The following is a 16,799-nucleotide window of genomic DNA, read 5'->3' on the forward strand; positions in this document are numbered from 1 at the left end:
CCCAGACCTTATTGGCCACCCTCATTGCCATTTCCTTTACCATTTTCATGGAAATAGCGTCTCAGGATGTCCGAGCGCACTGCCCAGAGGAGGAGGGGATATCCCAGGCCATAGCAGGCCAGGACCTGCCCGAATCCTACGTAAAGAAAGGTGGTTATGAAGGGAAGGCGTGTAAGAACGCTGAGGTAGCCCCCGACAACCACTGCGTTGACCAGGACGGGCGGGAGGGGTGCCAGGAGGGGAGAGGGCATTCTCCTGGTCAGCAGGGCCGCGGCCAGGGTAGCCGCGCTGCCCAGCACAACGTCAACGAGCCCCAAGCCTCCAACGAGGTTAGCTATGAAACATCCCAAGAACAGTCCAGGCACCGCGGCTGGGGTAACAAAGGCCAGCACTGTGAGGGCCTCTGACACCCTGACCTGGATTGGCCCATAGCTGATCGGCGCCAGGGCCACGGTAAGGGCTGCGTAGGCTGCGGCGATTAATGCCACCCTGGAAATCTGGTAGGCCTTCAAGGTTTACCCTCCTCCCGGGAATCACCACGGCTAGGAACTCCCTATATCCCTCCTGTAGACCATCCCCTCGAAGGATATCCTGCTCAGTGCCTCGTAGGCCCGTTCCCGGGCGTCCTTTAGGCCATGGCCGAGGGCAGTCACCCCAAGGACGCGCCCACCCGCAGTGACAGGGCCGGGGGCCGTGCCAGCGTGGAACACCTCAACACCCGGGAGAAAGGGGCCGCCAACACCCTGGATGGGCTTGCCCTTCTCGTAGTGCCCAGGGTAACCCCGGGATGCCGCCACAACGCACACCGATGACCTTTCATCCCACTCAGGGCACGCATTGTCCAGGTCTCCCCGGGCAGCGGCCTCCAGGATGTCCAGGAGATCAGACCTGAGTCTTGGGAGGAGGGCCTGGGTCTCAGGGTCTCCGAACCTCACGTTGAACTCCAGGGTAAAGGGGCCCTGGGGAGTGAGAATGAACCCACCGTAGAGCACTCCCCTGAAGGGGACTCCCTCCTGGGCCATGCCCCTGACTGTGGCCTCCATGATGGAGGTGAGCCTGCGCTCCAGGTCTTCACTCCAGTCGGGCAGGGGTGAGTAGGCACCCATGCCACCGGTGTTAGGACCCCTGTCCCCGTCATACGCCTTCTTGTGGTCCCGGACGGGCGGCATGGGCACCACCCTCTCGCCGTCGGAGAAGGCAAGGAATGAGACCTCCCTGCCCTGGAGCAACTCCTCCACCACTACGCGGCGGCCCGCAGGACCAAGGCTCCCGTGACCCATGAGGTCCTCCAGGGTGCGCCAAGCCTCATCCCGGTCCTGGCAAATGGTGACGCCCTTGCCAGCGGCGAGCCCGTCAGCCTTCACCACAATGGGCCCGCTTCCACCCGTAACGTAGTCCCGAGCCCCATCCAGGCTGTCAAACGCCCGGAAGCCTGCCGTAGGGATCCCATTTCTCCGCATGAATTCCTTGGACCATACCTTGCTGGCCTCCAGCATTGCCGCTGCCCTGGTGGGCCCGAAGGCCAGGAGACCCGCCTCGTTAAGCCGGTCCACCAGCCCGGACGACAGGGGCACCTCGGGGCCGACCACTGTAAGGTCGATCCCGTTCGTACCGGCGAACTGGGCCAGGCCCTCCACGTCGTCAGCGGCCACGGGCACATTCTCCCCCACTGCCATGGTCCCGGCATTCCCCGGGGCAATATAAAGGTGCCGGAGCCTGGGACTCTGGGCTATCTTCCAGGCCATGGCGTGCTCCCGGCCACCGCTACCCACCACGAGAACCTTCATGTCGATCCCCCTGTCCTAGTGCCGGAAGTGACGCCGCCCGGTGAACACCATGGCCATCCCGGCCCTACTGGCGGCCTTGATGGACTCGGGGTCCTTCACTGACCCCCCGGGCTGGACCAAGGCGCGAATTCCCGAGCGCGCGGCCTCCTCCACAACGTCGGGAAAGGGGAGGAAGGCATCGGACGCCATCACCGCGCCCCGCGCACGTTCGCCAGCCTGCCTCAGGGCTATCCGGGTTGCTTCGATGCGGCTCATCTGTCCTGCTCCGATCCCCACAGTGCCCAGGCCGCCTGCGGCCACCATGGCGTTGGACTTCACGTGCTTAGACACGGCCCAGGCAAACCTGAGGTTCTCCATCTCATCCTCCGTGGGCGCCCTATCGGTTACCACCCTCCACTCACCAGCATCCCCCAAGAGGTCACTCTCCTGGACCAGCAGTCCCCCGGCGACGGAACGCAACTCCAACCCCGGGCTGGGCCTTCCCATGTCCCCGGTTTCAAGAAGCCTCACGTCCTTCTTCGTGGAAAACACCCTGGCCGCTTCGTCTGAGAAGGAGGGGGCCAGGACCACCTCCAGGAACACCTTGGACATCTCCCTGGCTGTGCCTTCGTCAACCTCCCGGTTTAACGCCACGATCCCGCCGAATATGGAGACAGGGTCAGCGTCATGGGCCTTGCGGTAGGCCTCCAGCGGGCTTGAGCCCAGGCCCACACCGCATGGGTTCTGGTGCTTGACCGCCACGGCTACGGGGGCATCAAACTCCCTGGCAAGGCCCAGGGCAGCGTCGGCGTCGGCGATGTTGTTGTAGGAGAGCTCCTTCCCCTGCAGCTGCCGGGCATCTATCACCGAGGGCCCTCTCCTTATCCCCAATCCGTAGAGCGCAGCCTTCTGGTGGGGGTTCTCCCCGTACCGGAGGTCCATCACCTTCTCGTAGTAGGGTGCCAGGCGGTCGGGGAACTCCATGGCACCCTGGGAGAAGTAGGAGGCTATGAGCGCATCGTAGGCTGAGGTGTGCTTGAACGCCTCCCAGGCTAGCTCATGCCGGTAGTCCAGGGGGATATCCCCCTCTCCCAGCATGCCCAGAACCTGGCCGTACCTGGCGGGGTTCACCAGGACCGCCACGTGCCGGTAGTTCTTGGCGGCCGACCTCAACATCGACGGCCCGCCTATGTCGATGTTCTCTACGATCTCCTGGTGCGAGCCGCCCTTGAGGAGCACCTCCCGGAAGGGATAGAGGTTCACGCACACAAGGTCGATGGGAACCAGGCTGTGGGCCTCCATCTCCCGTGCTTGACCCGGGTCCTCCCGGAGGCCTAGTATGGCGCCGTGAACCCGCGGGTGCAGGGTCTTCACCCGTCCTCCCAGGATCTCTGGGAAACCTGTGACCTGGGACACCTCCAGGACGGGACACCCTGCGTCCCTCAGGGCCCTGGCGGTACCCCCCGTGGAAATGATCTCGAAACCAAGTTCAGCGAGGCCCCTGCTGAAGCCCACCACGCCGGACTTGTCATAGACGCTCACCAGTGCCCTTCTCATAGCAGAAACGCAGGCTGAGGCCTGGTGGGGCTCGCCTGCTCCCTCCTTTCACCCCTAACTCAATGTCCAGCCTGGGAGGGGCGCACCTTCACCCTTCGCCCCTCCACGACCAGTCTCCCCTCGGCGTAGAGCCTGATGGCCTCGGGGTATGCTATGTGCTCCTCCTGGAGTATGCGCCGGGCCAGGCTCTCCCGGTTATCGCCCTCCAGGACGGGCACCGCTCGCTGGATTATTATGGGGCCGGTGTCTACCCCCTTATCCACGAAGTGAACTGTGCACCCGGCCATCTTTACACCGTGTTTTACCGCCTGGCCCTGGGCGTCAAGACCGGGAAACGCCGGGAGGAGCGAGGGGTGGATGTTCATGATCCTCAAGGGGAAGGCGTCCAGGAGCACCCGGCCCACCACCCTCATGTAGCCTGCAAGGCACACCAGGTCCACACCGTGCTCCTCCAGGCAACGGGCAAGCGCCCCTTCGTAGGCAGCACGACCGGGAAACGCCCCAGGGTCCACCAGGCACGCAGGCACCCCTGCCTCCCTGGCCCGCTCTAGGGCCATGGCATCCTGGACATCACTGATGACCACGCCCACCTGAGCGGGGAGCCCTGCCGCCTGTGCGTCCAGTATTGCCTGGAGGTTGCTGCCCATTCCCGAGGCAAGTACACCCAGGATTATCATGCCGCCACCCCTTACAGCAGCGTCACAGGCAACTGGCCTTCCCGGAGCCCTGTGACCTCGCCGATGATCCGGGCCTCATGGCCCCGGGCCCGCAGGCCCTCCACGGCTGCCTCGCCCTCCCCGGCAGGCACCACTGCCACCAGGCCCACCCCCATGTTGAACACCCTGAACATCTCGGCCTCCCGCACCGGTCCCACCCCTGCAATGAGGGGGAAGATGGCCGGAACCATCCAGGAACCCTTCCGTATGACTGCCCCGAGACCCGGCGGGAGGCAACGGGGGACATTCTCGATGAGCCCACCCCCAGTGATGTGCGCGGCCCCGGTAAGGCCGTGGGAGTCCCGGAGATAGAGGACGGCGCTCGAGTACAGGGCCGTTGGCTCCAGGAGTTCCTCCCCCAGGGTCCGCCCGAGTTCATCCCTGTAGGTGTCCAGGCTCATGCCGCCCTCCTCCAGGAGCGCCTTGCGCGCCAGGGAGTAACCGTTGGAGTGAAGCCCCGTTGAGGACAGCCCCACCAGCGCGTCCCCTGCCTTCACCCTGGCGGGGTCCAGCAGCTTCCCGGCTGGTGCCGCCCCCACGGCGAAACCCGCCAGGTCATACTCACCCTCCCGGTAAAGGCCCGGCATTTCCGCGGTCTCCCCTCCCAGGAGGGCACAGCCTGCCCGCCTGCAACCCTCGGCAACGCCCTTGACAACGCTATCCACGAGGCCAGGGTCCATTCGCCCCACAGCCAGGTAGTCCAGGAAAAAGAGGGGCTCGGCACCCTGGGCGGCCACGTCATTGCAGCACATGGCCACGCAGTCAATGCCGATGGTGTCGTGCCTGTCCATGGCGAACGCCACCTTGAGCTTGGTGCCCACCCCATCGGCCCCGGAAACCAGCACAGGGCCCTCGTAACCTGCCCCCGCCAGGGAGAAGAGGCCTCCGAAGCCTCCAATGCCCCCGATAACGCCGGGTCTAAAGGTAGATGAGGCATGCCCCGCTATCCGGCGGACCGCCTCGTTTCCAGCATCAATATTCACACCCGAACCCAGGTAGTCCAGGCCGCTCCCTCCCACTAGGCACCACACTCCAGCGCGTACTTGCCAGCGTGACAAACGGGCATGGGGTAGTTCCCGGTGAAGCAGGCCGTGCAGTGGCCGTCATGCTCTCCCACAGTCTCAAGGAGGGCCTCCAGGCCTAGATAACGTAGGGATGTGGCCTCCACCACTTGCTCGATCTCCTCCACCGTCTTTTGGGCCGCGATCAGTTCCCCCCTGGAGGCGGTGTCGATCCCATAGAAGCAGGGGAAGCGGTAGGGAGGGGAGCTGATCCTCAGGTGCACCTCGGTGGCGCCAGCCTCCTTGAGAAGGTGTACTATGTAACTTGATGTAGTGCCTCTAACGATGGAGTCATCCACCAGCACCACCCTCTTGCCCTGGAGGACCTTCCGCACGGGATTCAGCTTCAAACGCACACCCAGTGCCCTGCTTCCCTGGTTGGGCTGGATGAAGGTCCTCCCTACGTAGCGGTTCTTCACAAGACCCATCTCGTAGGGGATCCCCGCCTCCTCAGCGTAGCCGCTGGCTGCGGATACGCTGGAATCGGGCACCCCCATGACCAGGTCAGCATCGACAGGGAACTCCCGGGCAAGCCTCCGGCCCATGGCCTTCCGTGTGGCGTGGACGTTCAGGCCGCGGAGGTTGGAATCCGGCCTTGCGAAGTAGATGTACTCGAAGATGCAGAGGGCGGGATTCTTGGGTGTCACAACCTGCCAGCTCTCGAGCCCGGCCTCGGACATCTTCACCATCTCTCCGGGCTCAATGTCCCTGACGGTTTCGGCGCCCACAGTGTCAAAGGCGCAGGTCTCCGAGGCAAGTATCCATGCATCCCCCAGCCTTCCAAGGGAGAGGGGTCTCGTTCCCGAGGGGTCCCTGGCCCCGTAGAGGGCGTCGTCGGTGAGGAGCACGAGCGCGTAGCCCCCTGTAATGCTCTGGAGGCTCTCCGCTACGGCGCCATCCACCCCCTGGCCGGAATTCCTAGCTATGAGGTGCGCCACCACCTCGGTGTCCATAGTGGTCTGGAATATGGAGCCCATCCTTTCCAGCTTTGACCGTAGTTTCACAGCATTGGTGAGGTTTCCGTTGTGAGCGAGGCCAAGCCCCCCACCGTGGAACCTTACCACAAGGGGCTGCGCGTTCACCAGGAAGCTTGAGCCCATGGTGGAGTAGCGCACGTGACCCACGGCATTGTTCCCCCGAATGTCATCGACCCTGCCGCCGTTGAAGACATCCGATACCAGCCCCATGCCCTTGTGGCCCTTCACGGTCCCCGGGCCGCTCACTGCGATCCCGGCGCTCTCCTGGCCGCGGTGTTGCAGGGCATAGAGGCCGTAGTAGGTGAGGCGCGCGGCATCGGGGTTCCCGAATATGCCGAACACGCCACACTCCTCCTTGGGTTTCACGAGTACACCGCCCATCGAAGTCCGTTTCGCCACCTTTCCTCCAGGGCACCTACGGTGCAGTCCACCAGTGTGCCATCCCCGGTTATCACAAGGCGGGCCCCCGCCACCTGGCCCAGCAGCGTAAACGGTGCCCCCGCCTGGGCAAAGACTGCCTTCAAGGCAGGCAGGTGCTGCCCGGAAAAGGAAATGACCACCCTCGATGCGGATTCCCCAAACAGGAGGGCGTCCGGGCGCATGGAACCCTTGAGGTTCACCGTGGCTCCCACCGGGCCCGTCCGGCCGAGAAGGCAACACTCCGCCAGGGCCACGGCCAAGCCCCCATCGGAGCAATCGTGGGCCGATCGCAGGAGGCCTGACGCTTGGGCCAGGGCCGCCTGCACCGCCCCTTCCAGCTCGAGGTCAAGCCTTGGGGGGCGGCCGGAGACCACGTCATGGACAAGGCGCAGGTACTCACTGCCTCCCAGCTCTCCAAGGTTCAGGCCCAGGAGGCCGATGAGGTCTCCCTCGGACTGGAACCCCGCCGGGAGCCTGGCATCGATGTCCTCCAGGAGCCCCAGGACCCCCACGATAGGGGTGGGATAGATGGGTTTGCCCTCAGTCTCGTTGTAGAAGCTTACGTTCCCGCCGGTCACGGGTATGCCCAGGGCCCGGCAGGCATCCCCCATTCCCCGGACGGTCTCGCAGAACTGCCAGTAGACCTCCGGCTTTTCGGGGTTGGGGAAGTTCAGGCAATTGGTCAGGGCTACGGGTATTGCCCCTGAACAGGCAACGTTCCGGGCGGCCTCCGCCACAGCCAGGGCACCCCCGGTCCAGGGATCCAGGTAGGTGTAGCGGCCGTTGCCGTCCGTGGCCAGGCTGAGTCCCTTGCGCGTCCCCTTGACCCTCAACACCGCCGCATCGCCCCCAGGGGCACCAACGGTGTCTGTCCTGACCATGTGGTCGTACTGGGTCCATACCATCTCCTTGGAGGCCACATTGGGGGACTCCATGAGCCCCAGGAGCACGCCAGTGAGATCGGCGGGCACGGGAAGCCCCTCAGGGTCAAACCCCTGGACTTGGTCGAGGTACGAAGGCCTCTTCGCCTCGGGCGTGTACGTGGGGGCCTCCTCGGCCAGGGCCCTGGCGGGAACCTCGCCAACCACCTCACCCTTTTCCCTCACCCGGAGCATCCCGTCCCCGGTTAGGGTGCCTATGGTAGAGCTGCATAGCCCCCACTTCATGGCTATCGCCTCTACCACGCCCTCCTTGCCTTTCTCCGCTATGATGAGCATTCGCTCCTGGGACTCAGAGAGCATGATCTCAAATGGTGTCATGCCGGGCTCCCTCAGGGGGACCCGGGAGACATCAATATCCATGCCCAAGCCGCCGCGGGCCGCCGTCTCCGCGCAGGAGGAGGTAATGCCCGCTGCGCCCATGTCCTGGATGGCCGAGACGGCCCCCTTCTCCAGCATCTCCAGGCACGCCTCGATGAGGAGTTTCTCCATGAAGGGGTCGCCAACCTGAACCGCAGGCCGTTTTGCCTCGGTGTCCTCGCCGAGTTCCTCGGAGGCGAAGCTGGCGCCTCCCAGCCCATCACGGCCTGTGAGTGCGCCTACAAGTACTACGGCGTTACCCTCACCCCGTGCCCTGGCTGATGCAACCCGCTCTGAGTCCACCAGGCCCACGCACATGACGTTGCACAAGGGATTGCGATCGTAGGCGTCATCGAAAAACACCTCTCCGCCCACGGTGGGGACACCGATGCAGTTCCCGTAGCCGGAGATCCCCGAGACTACCCCCTGGAAGATGTAGCGGGCCCGGGGCTGTCCCGGGTCGCCGAACCTCAGGGAGTCCAGGAGGGCCACTGGCCTTGCCCCCACTGCCAGGATGTCCCGGACGATGCCACCTATGCCTGTGGCCGCACCCTGGTAGGGCTCCACGGCAATGGGGTGGTTGTGGGATTCGATGCGGAAGGCCACCGCCAGGCCATCACCGATGTCCACGACCCCTGCGTTCTCACCAGGCCCCACCAGCACCCGGGGCCCTTCAGTGGGGAGGTCCCTGAGGCATGGCCGGGAGTGCTTGTAACCGCAGTGCTCTGACCAGAGCACTGAGAACATCCCCACCTCTACCCAGTTGGGAAGCCTTCCGAGGACTTCCCTGATCTCCTGGTACTCGCTGTCTCTTAGCCCCAGGGTTCTCCAGGCCTTGGCTTCGAGAATGTCCTCGGGGGTCATGAAGCCACCTCCTCCTGGACCCACCGGACAATTGAGATGAACACACCCAGGCCGTCCCTGCCGCCGAGCACGCCCTCGGAACAGCGCTCAGGGTGAGGCATCATCCCCAGGACGTTGCCGGTTTCGTTGACAAGGCCAGCTATGTTCCTGGCCGACCCGTTGGGGTTGGATTCCGGGGTGACCTCGCCCTTTTCGTCGCAGTAGGTGAACACGATCCTCCCCGATGCCTCAAGTTCCCTAAGGGTCCCGGGGGGAGCGTAGTAGTTTCCCTCGTAGTGGGCAATGGGGACCCTCAAGACCGTCCCCTTATCCATTGCCCGGGTAAAGGGGGTATTTGCGTTCTCCACCCTTATGTTGCTCCAGTGGCACTGGAAACGAAGGCTCTTGTTCCTCAACATGGCCCCGGGGAGCAGGCCCGCCTCCAGGAGAACCTGGAAGCCGTTGCAGATCCCGATGACTAGCCCTCCGCCAGCGGCAAAATCCTCCACGCCCTTCATGACCGGGCTAAACCGGGCAATGGCGCCAGTGCGCAGGTAGTCACCGTAGGAGAAACCCCCGGGCAGTATCACGCAATCCAAGTCCCCCAGGTGCTGTTCCTGGTGCCAGACATACCTTACCGGCTGTCTTGCGACCTGGTCTATCACATGGTAGCAGTCACTGTCACAGTTTGAACCTGGGAAGACAACCACACCAAACGTGGCCAACAGATCACCCCCGGTGTTCCAGTGCCCTGATTTCGAAGGAAAACTCCTCGATTACGGGGTTGGAGAGGATCTTCCGGCACATCTCGGCCACCTGGGTCCTGGCCTCCTCTTGCTCCTTGGCCTCCAGGATGACCTCCATGAACTTGCCTGCCCTGACCTCCCCGACCCCTGTGTAGCCCAGCGTGTTCAAGGCATGGCACACGGCGTTTCCCTGGGGGTCCGCCACCTCGGCCTTAGGCATGACCCTGACATGGGCAAGAAACCTCAAGACCTGGGCCTCCCTTCGATCCTGGCAAGAGCCTCCTGGTAGGCCTCTTCCACTCCCCCCAGGTCTCTCCTGAAGCGATCCTTGTCCAGGCGCTCCCCGGTGCCGGCATCCCAGAACCGGCAGGTGTCGGGTGATATCTCATCACCCAGCAGCACCTGGCCATGGTGGCGGCCGAACTCCAGTTTGAAATCCACCAGGATGAGGTCCCGTTCCCTGAGATAGCCGCTAAGGATGGTGTTGATCCTCTGGGACAAGGACTCCATCTGGTCCATCTCCTCACCGGACGCCAGCCCCAAGGCCTTGATGTGGTACCGGTTGATCATTGGGTCTCCCAGCTCGTCGCTCTTAAGGTAGTGTTCCAGGACGGGGTGGGGGAGGGGCTCGCCCTCTGGCATCCCCAGCCTCTTGGAGAGGCTCCCGGCCACGATGTTCCGGGCCACCATCTCAACAGGAATGATCTCCAATCGTTTCACCAGGAGTGTCTTCTCGTCCAGCACCTTCACGAGGTGAGTGGGAATGCCTTCCTCCTCCAGGAGCCTGAAGAGCACCACCGAGGTCCTGGCATTGACCACACCCTTGCCGGTAATGGTTCCTTTCTTCTTCCCGTCAAATGCCGTGGCGCTGTCCTTGAACTCGACGACTACGAGGTCTGGATCGGCTGTGGCGTAGACGATCTTGGCCTTCCCCTCGTACATCTGTTCAAGCCTTTCCAACGCTTTCGCCTCCTTTAAGACCGAGCCTTTCAAAGATCTCTCCAACCCGCGCTACGTACTGCTGGGGGTCAAAACAGGCCCGAGCCCCCTCCTTGCCCAGGGCCTTCAACACCCCTGGGTCCTCGAGCACCAGGTCCTGGAAGCAGGCCTCTCCCTCCCAGGCCCTGGTAGCCAGGGACTGGACCAGCCGGTATGCCTCCTCCCTGCTCTGGCCTGAGGATACTAGTGCCAGCATGAGTCGCTGGGAGTAGATGAGGCCGCCTGTGGCGTTCAGGTTTCTCAGCATGTTCTCAGGGTACACCACCAGGTTCTCCAGGAGCCTGGTGAAGGTCTGGACCATGTAGTCCACCACAATGGTGCTGTCAGGGATGATGACCCTCTCCACCGAGGAGTGGGATATGTCTCTCTCGTGCCACAGGGCCACGTTTTCCAGGGCGGCGTGGGCATTGGCCCTTACCAGGCGAGCCAGGCCCGTCATCTGCTCGGATACCACTGGATTCCGCTTGTGAGGCATAGCGCTGGAGCCCTTTTGGCCGCGGCCGAAGGACTCCTCAACCTCCCGCACCTCCGTGCGGGCAAGTCCCCGCACCTCCAGGGCAAACTTCTCTATGGATGAGGCCACCAGGGCCATGGCCCCCAGGTACTGGGCGTGGCGATCCCGCTGGATGACCTGGGTTGAGACTGGCGCCGGCTCTAGGTCCATCCTCTCACACACGTACCGTTCAACGAAGGGGTCCACGTGGGCATAGGTCCCCACCGCGCCCGAGAGCCGCCCAACGCTTATGGTCCTGGCGGCGCTTCGAACCCTCTCCAGGTTCCGCTGGGTCTCCGCGTACCAGAGGGCCATCTTCAATCCGAAGGTAATGGGCTCCGCGTGCACGCCGTGGGTCCGCCCTACCATGAGCGTGTCCCGGTGAGCCAGGGCCTTCCGGCGTATCGTATCCAGGAGGGCTGCCAGGTCTTCCTCAATGATAGACGCAGCCTCCCGCATGAGCGAGGAAAGCGCCGTATCCACCACATCGTAGGAGGTCAGGCCGTAGTGGATGAAGCGACCCTCCTCCCCCACGCTCTCGGCGGCCGCCTGGACGAAGGCAGCCACATCATGCCGGGTGGTCTCCTCCAGCTGGTGTACCCTCTCTGGGTTCACGGCGGCCTTCTCCCGGATGACCCGGGCCGCCTCCCTGGGGATGACGCCCAGCTCCGCGTGGGCCTCACACGCCAGGACCTCCACCTCCAGCCAGCGGGTGAAGCGGGTCTTCTCGGACCACAGGCCACCCATCCTGGCCAGGGTGTAGCGCTCTATCACCGGGTGCCCTCCTTCCGGTAGCCCCAGAGCCCCTTCTCCCGGAGGATGCTGTCCTTCTCCTGGGCCCCCGCGGCCATCTTGCCAGCATATTCCTCAAGTGCCTTACGCAGGCGTTCATCGGAGACAGCCAGGATCCTCAGGGCAAGAAGCCCTGCGTTCCTGGGGCTTCCTATTCCCACAGTCGCCACGGGAATACCCGGGGGCATCTGGGTCATGGAGTACAGGGCATCAAGGCCACCCAGGGCCCCGGAGGCCACGGGCAGGCCTATGACAGGGAGGCTGGTGTGAGCCGCCAGGACCCCCGGCAGGTGGGCACCACTGGAAGATCCGAATCGCTGCCAACCACTAATGCCGATGACAGGGTTCATGCCGGCTCCCTCCTTCACACTATTTCCCTATAGCGCCGGACAAGGCAGGCGCAAAGTGAACCAGGGCCACCACAGCCAGGACGTAGATGAGGGGATGTACTTCCCTTCGCCTCCCAGCCGCTATCTTCAGGATGGGGTAGGTCAGAAAGCCTGCTGCAATGCCGTCGGCTATCTTCAGGGTAAAGGGCATCAAAACGATGGTGATAAAGGCCGGGAGCGCCTCGGTAATATCCTCGAAGTCTATCCCGGTAATGGCAGCCATCATCAGGATACCTACCACGATCAGGGCTGGCGCCGTCGCCTCGGCCGGTATGAGGCCTGCCAAGGGGGCGAAGAACAGGGACAGCAGGAACAACACGCCCACCACCACTGCGGTGAGGCCCGTGCGGCCACCCTCTGTGATCCCCGCGGCAGACTCTATGTAAGTGGTAACCGTGGAGGTTCCCAGGACTGCTCCGCCCATGGTGCCCACGGCATCCACCATCATCGCCTGCTTGACCTTTGGGAGGGTGCCACGCTCGTCGAGCATGCCGGCACGGGCACCGGTGCCCATGAGGGTTCCCATGGTGTCGAACACATCCACGAAGACAAAGGCAAAAACCGTCATGAAACCAAGTCCGAGGGCACCCCTGAGGTCCATCTGGAGGAAGACCGGGGCCAGGGAAGCCGGGCGCCCGATGATGGAGGCGCCCTCGAGGCTAACTACGCCCATGGGGATACCCAGGGCGGCTGTCAGGAGTATTCCGGTGAGAATGGCGCCCCGGACCTTGAGGGCTATGAGCACGCCCGTGATTACCAGGCCGATGACCGCCAGCACGGGACCGGGGGAGGAGAAATCGGAAAGGATGCCAAAGGTGTTAGGATCCGATGTTATGATCCCGGCGTTCTTGAACCCTATTAGCGCTATCATCAGACCGATGCCGACTGACACCGCCTTCTTGAGACTCCTGGGCACAGCCACATCAATCCAGCTAATGACTCCGGTGACAGCCAGTATCACGAAGACGATACCAGAGATGAACACAACCCCCAGGGCGGCTTGCCAGCCTGCGACCTGAGCCACGGCGAAGGTGAAGAACACATTCAATCCCATGCCACTGGCCAGGGCAAAGGGGTAGTTCACAAAGAGTCCCATGAGGATGGTGGTGAGGCCTGCGGCTAGGGCCGTGGCCGTCATGACGGCTCCGAAGTCCATGCCCGCCGCGCTGAGGATACCGGGGTTCACGAAGATGATGTAGGCCATGGTCATAAAGGTGGTGACTCCTGCGACCAGCTCGGTCCTGGTATCAGTCCCAGCCTCACGGAGTTTGAATATTTTTTCCAGCACAGGCAGCTTACCTCCTATGTAGTGGTGTCACCGGGCCGGGCTTCATGGCACCTCCCTACGCATTATTCGGCTTAACGGCCCCTTTCTGTCTCCATACTAGCAGGATTACGGCTTGCAGTCAACGCGAATCCGAATGTTTTTGCGGCTATGGTCATTTACGTTCGACTATTCCCATTCAATGGTCGCCGGCGGCTTGGAGGTTATGTCATAGACCACCCGGTTCACCCCTGGCACCTCCCCCACGATCCTTGAGGATATCCTGCCCAGAAGGTCCAGGGGGAGCCTGGCCCAGTCGGCGGTCATGGCATCCTCACTGGTAACGGCCCTCACGGCTACCGTGTTGGCGTAGGTGCGGTCATCCCCCATTACTCCCACGCTCTTCAGGCCTGTCAGCACGGCGAAGAACTGCCAGGTGGTTTTCCCTAAGCCTGCCCCGGTTATCTCTTCCTGGACTATGGCATCCGCCGCTCTCACCAGCTCCAGGCTCTCCGGAGTCACGCTGCCGATGATCCTAACGGCCAGGCCGGGCCCGGGGAAGGGCTGGCGCCAGACGATTTCAGCAGGGAGGCCGAGTTCCGTGCCCAGGGCTCTTACCTCATCCTTGAAGAGGTCCCTGAGGGGCTCCACCAATTCCAGCTCCATGTCCTCGGGGAGGCCCCCGACGTTGTGGTGGCTCTTGATGAGGGCTGCAGTGGCGGTCCCGCTCTCGATGACATCAGGATAGAGGGTTCCCTGGACCAGGTAGCGGGCGCCCCCCGTCTTCCTGGCCTCCTCCTCAAACACCCTGATGAACTGTTCCCCGATGATCTTCCTCTTGGCCTCGGGGTCAGTCACACCCTCAAGGCGCCTCAGGAACCTCTCCCTGGCGTCCACGTGGACCAGCCTCATCCCCAGTCTCTCCCTGAAGGTCTGGATGACCTGGCTGGACTCACCCTTGCGCAGCAGCCCGTGGTCGACGAATATGGATGTGAGGTTCTCCCCCACAGCCCTGTGCACCAGGACCGTGGACACCGAGGAGTCCACGCCCCCCGAGAGTGCCGAGATCACCGGGCCCTGCACCTTCCGCCTTATTTCCTCCACGCTGGACTCAATGAAGGAACTCATGGTCCAGGTGGGGCTCGCCTGGCACACCCCGAACAGGAAGCCCTCCAGGATACTCCTGCCCTGGTCCGTATGGGATACCTCGGGATGGAACTGGAGCCCGTAGAGCCCCCGGGACGGATCCCCCGCCGCCGCTATTGCACACTCACCAGTGTGGGCCATCACCCGGAAGCCTGGCGGGAGATCCAGCACCAGGTCACCGTGGCTCATCCAAACCTGCCGGGGACCCCCGCTGGCCCAGGAGGTGAACAAAGGCTCGGTTTCGTCCACGTGCAACAGGGCCCGCCCGTACTCCCGGTGATCCCCCCTCACTACCCGTCCACCCAGGATGTGGCACATCAGCTGCAATCCGTAGCATATGCCCAGGACGGGAACCCCCAGCTCGAAAAGCCCAGGGTTGCAGGTGGGAGCCCCCTCCTGGTACACGCTGGAGGGGCCTCCCGAGAGGATGATCCCCCTGGGCCTCCTTGCCATGATGTCACGAAGACTAGCCCAGTGGGGGACTATCTCCGAATGGACACCGCTTTCCCTGACCCTCCTGGCGATGAGCTGGGAGTACTGGGCCCCGAAATCCATGACGATAACATTGTCCTCGTGCAGCGCGGCCACCGCGCACCTCCTTCTACAGCTTCAGCCTGCCCACGTGGGGCAGGCTCCTGTACCTCTCCTGGTAGTCCAGGCCATAGCCCACCACAAAGGCATCGGGTATTTCAAAACCCCTGTAGTGTACATCCACCTCTACCAGCCTGCGGGATGGCTTGTCCAGCAGGACACACACCCTGAGGCTCGCTGGGTTCCTTGCCTTGAGTGCGTCGCAAAGGTATCTTAGGGTAAGACCGGTATCCACGATGTCCTCAACAACTATCACGTCCCGCCCCTCAATGTTTTCATCCAGGTCCTTGAGGATACGTACCACACCTGAGGTCTCGCTGGACTGCCCGTAGCTGGAAACGGCCATGAAGTCAAGAGCCACTGGTATGTCGAGTGCCCTGGCAAGGTCCGATAGGAAGATGACAGCACCCTTGAGGATGCCTACCATCAAGGGAACCCGTCCCTGGTAGTCCTCGGAAATCATCTTGGCCAGTTCCCTCACCCTGCCTTCTATGCGGCCCCGGTCTAGCAGCACCTCGAGGGTTTCACTCATCTACAGTCCTCCCCTCGTCACCCTTCAACGTGGATTTCGCTCGCCGCCGTCGAATTCCTTTCAGGCATGGAGCGCGAGGCCGGGCTATGATAGAATGACTGTAAGGGGTGAAAGCAGGCATGGGCCCTGATGAGCGTAGGAAGCGACTGCTAGACATGCTGAGAGGCCGGGTAGATGCCGTGACCGGCTCCGATCTCGCGGATGCGCTGCAGGTTTCCAGGCAGGTTATCGTCCAGGACGTTGCCCTTCTCAGGGCCGAGGGAGAGAACATCCTGTCGACACCCAGGGGCTACGTGCTGGGTACCATACCCAAGCCTGGAGTCACCACTGTGGTCACCTCCACCCATACCCTGGATCAGGTGGAGGACGAGCTCATGACCGTTGTGGACCTCGGCGGGGAGGTGCTAGACGTCATCGTGGAACACCCCTTGTACGGGCACATAACGGGGACGTTGCTCCTGAGGTGCCCTGACGACGTGCGCCAGTTTGTGTCGGAACTCCGGGCATCCCGGGCGAGGCTCCTGTCCTCGCTCACCGGTGGCACTCACCTTCATACCATCCGGGCGCCGGACAGACCCACTCTCACCAGGATCCAGGATGAACTCCGCAGGAAGGGGTTCGTGGCAAGCGGTTGAAGCCGGTACGAGGAGTGCTGGCGCCCTCCCCAAGAACCTTAAGAGACTGGCCCTGCCAGTCTCTCTCGCTACCCTCACAGGCACGGGCGTGGAACCTGGCCCGTTTAGGCAGGTAAGGGGGAAGGGGCAGGTCTGCCGGCGTCAGGGTTTTCCAGGAGCCGGCACAGCCCCTGGTCAACAGGGACCCTGGATCACAGCGGGGTGGACCGGGGGCCGCACGGGCCCCTCCTCTAGCGTCATCCTGATCCCAGCACGAACCTGGCAATGAACACCAGCGCCAGGATGGCAAGGATAACAAGTACTTCTTTGGACACGAGGCACGGCCCCCTTCACTCCGAGCCAGGTACAAACGGCTCAGAAACGACTCAGCATTCTATTCCTTCAGGTGTCCAGATAATCCTTCTAGATATCACTTCCAGCGGTGTCCCTCGCTAGCATAGCTTCCCTCCGTGTCAACCCATCTAAGAATGTTACCCAAGAGAGATGGAACACTCAGTTAGGAATGTTACCGGCAAGATGGATGGATAGTCGTGAATTATACAGTTTTTGAGAGAGTCTGGGTCAAGTTGAAGAA

The 16,799-nt window shown here is 62.8% G+C and carries 16 protein-coding genes; 1 reads left to right on the top strand and 15 read right to left on the bottom strand.

What is annotated here, in order from left to right; translation table 11 throughout:
• Positions 1-8: 8 nt before the first annotated feature.
• From AB1576_00310 to hpt, 15 genes are all read right to left on the bottom strand, one after another.
• A complete protein-coding gene (locus tag AB1576_00310) occupies positions 9-512 on the bottom strand; it encodes a QueT transporter family protein (protein MEW6080239.1) in 504 nt (167 codons plus the stop codon).
• Between the two features lie 30 nt (positions 513-542).
• The gene (gene purD, locus AB1576_00315) at positions 543-1,787 is read right to left on the bottom strand and encodes a phosphoribosylamine--glycine ligase (protein MEW6080240.1); all 1,245 of its coding nucleotides are present in this window, start codon (positions 1,785-1,787) and stop codon (positions 543-545) included.
• A gap of 15 nt (positions 1,788-1,802) precedes the next feature.
• A complete protein-coding gene (gene purH, locus AB1576_00320; protein MEW6080241.1) occupies positions 1,803-3,323 on the bottom strand; it encodes a bifunctional phosphoribosylaminoimidazolecarboxamide formyltransferase/IMP cyclohydrolase in 1,521 nt (506 codons plus the stop codon).
• A 59-nt stretch (positions 3,324-3,382) separates the two neighbouring features.
• Positions 3,383-4,000 (bottom strand): phosphoribosylglycinamide formyltransferase, encoded by a 618-nt coding sequence (purN, locus tag AB1576_00325; GenBank protein MEW6080242.1) that lies wholly within the window; start codon positions 3,998-4,000, stop codon positions 3,383-3,385.
• A gap of 11 nt (positions 4,001-4,011) precedes the next feature.
• On the bottom strand, positions 4,012-5,058 hold the full coding sequence (gene purM, locus AB1576_00330) for a phosphoribosylformylglycinamidine cyclo-ligase (protein ID MEW6080243.1): 1,047 nt from the start codon (positions 5,056-5,058) through the stop codon (positions 4,012-4,014).
• The gene (gene purF / locus AB1576_00335) at positions 5,058-6,458 is read right to left on the bottom strand and encodes an amidophosphoribosyltransferase (protein MEW6080244.1); all 1,401 of its coding nucleotides are present in this window, start codon (positions 6,456-6,458) and stop codon (positions 5,058-5,060) included. Before purF ends, purM begins: the two co-directional genes overlap by 1 nt.
• Positions 6,440-8,659 (bottom strand): phosphoribosylformylglycinamidine synthase subunit PurL, encoded by a 2,220-nt coding sequence (purL, locus tag AB1576_00340; GenBank protein MEW6080245.1) that lies wholly within the window; start codon positions 8,657-8,659, stop codon positions 6,440-6,442. Before purL ends, purF begins: the two co-directional genes overlap by 19 nt.
• Positions 8,656-9,366, bottom strand: coding sequence for a phosphoribosylformylglycinamidine synthase subunit PurQ (gene purQ, locus AB1576_00345; GenBank protein ID MEW6080246.1), 711 nt, complete (start codon positions 9,364-9,366; stop codon positions 8,656-8,658). Before purQ ends, purL begins: the two co-directional genes overlap by 4 nt.
• Before the next feature lies 1 nt (position 9,367).
• Positions 9,368-9,631, bottom strand: coding sequence for a phosphoribosylformylglycinamidine synthase subunit PurS (gene purS / locus AB1576_00350; GenBank protein MEW6080247.1), 264 nt, complete (start codon positions 9,629-9,631; stop codon positions 9,368-9,370).
• Positions 9,628-10,344, bottom strand: coding sequence for a phosphoribosylaminoimidazolesuccinocarboxamide synthase (purC, locus tag AB1576_00355; GenBank protein ID MEW6080248.1), 717 nt, complete (start codon positions 10,342-10,344; stop codon positions 9,628-9,630). The genes purS and purC overlap by 4 nt, the downstream gene beginning before the upstream one ends.
• Positions 10,331-11,650 (bottom strand): adenylosuccinate lyase, encoded by a 1,320-nt coding sequence (gene purB, locus AB1576_00360; GenBank protein MEW6080249.1) that lies wholly within the window; start codon positions 11,648-11,650, stop codon positions 10,331-10,333. The genes purC and purB overlap by 14 nt, the downstream gene beginning before the upstream one ends.
• A complete protein-coding gene (locus AB1576_00365; protein ID MEW6080250.1) occupies positions 11,647-12,018 on the bottom strand; it encodes an AIR carboxylase family protein in 372 nt (123 codons plus the stop codon). Before AB1576_00365 ends, purB begins: the two co-directional genes overlap by 4 nt.
• Before the next feature lie 19 nt (positions 12,019-12,037).
• Positions 12,038-13,342, bottom strand: a complete 1,305-nt coding sequence (locus tag AB1576_00370; GenBank protein MEW6080251.1) for an NCS2 family permease — start codon at positions 13,340-13,342, stop codon at positions 12,038-12,040.
• 168 nt (positions 13,343-13,510) lie between these two features.
• A complete protein-coding gene (guaA, locus tag AB1576_00375; protein MEW6080252.1) occupies positions 13,511-15,055 on the bottom strand; it encodes a glutamine-hydrolyzing GMP synthase in 1,545 nt (514 codons plus the stop codon).
• Positions 15,056-15,068: 13 nt separating this feature from the next.
• The gene (gene hpt, locus AB1576_00380) at positions 15,069-15,590 is read right to left on the bottom strand and encodes a hypoxanthine phosphoribosyltransferase (protein MEW6080253.1); all 522 of its coding nucleotides are present in this window, start codon (positions 15,588-15,590) and stop codon (positions 15,069-15,071) included.
• A gap of 119 nt (positions 15,591-15,709) precedes the next feature.
• On the opposite strand from hpt, the gene AB1576_00385 reads away from it, so the two are divergent.
• On the top strand, positions 15,710-16,225 hold the full coding sequence (locus AB1576_00385) for a transcription repressor NadR (protein MEW6080254.1): 516 nt from the start codon (positions 15,710-15,712) through the stop codon (positions 16,223-16,225).
• Positions 16,226-16,799: the final 574 nt, after the last annotated feature.

It is taken from the genome of Bacillota bacterium (genome assembly GCA_040754315.1).
Classification (GTDB): domain Bacteria; phylum Bacillota; class Sulfobacillia; order DUSP01; family JBFMCS01; genus JBFMCS01.

What these genes read in the sequence shown, in the direction of transcription:
- AB1576_00365 (MEW6080250.1), bottom strand. Translation starts at nt 12,018, where the DNA reads ATGAACCCTGTCATCGGCATTAGTGGTTGGCAGCGATTCGGATCTTCC.
- hpt (MEW6080253.1), bottom strand. Translation starts at nt 15,590, where the DNA reads ATGAGTGAAACCCTCGAGGTGCTGCTAGACCGGGGCCGCATAGAAGGC.
- purH (MEW6080241.1), bottom strand. Translation starts at nt 3,323, where the DNA reads ATGAGAAGGGCACTGGTGAGCGTCTATGACAAGTCCGGCGTGGTGGGC.
- AB1576_00385 (MEW6080254.1), top strand. Translation starts at nt 15,710, where the DNA reads ATGGGCCCTGATGAGCGTAGGAAGCGACTGCTAGACATGCTGAGAGGC.
- purD (MEW6080240.1), bottom strand. Translation starts at nt 1,787, where the DNA reads ATGAAGGTTCTCGTGGTGGGTAGCGGTGGCCGGGAGCACGCCATGGCC.
- purF (MEW6080244.1), bottom strand. Translation starts at nt 6,458, where the DNA reads ATGGGCGGTGTACTCGTGAAACCCAAGGAGGAGTGTGGCGTGTTCGGC.
- purL (MEW6080245.1), bottom strand. Translation starts at nt 8,659, where the DNA reads ATGACCCCCGAGGACATTCTCGAAGCCAAGGCCTGGAGAACCCTGGGG.
- purN (MEW6080242.1), bottom strand. Translation starts at nt 4,000, where the DNA reads ATGATAATCCTGGGTGTACTTGCCTCGGGAATGGGCAGCAACCTCCAG.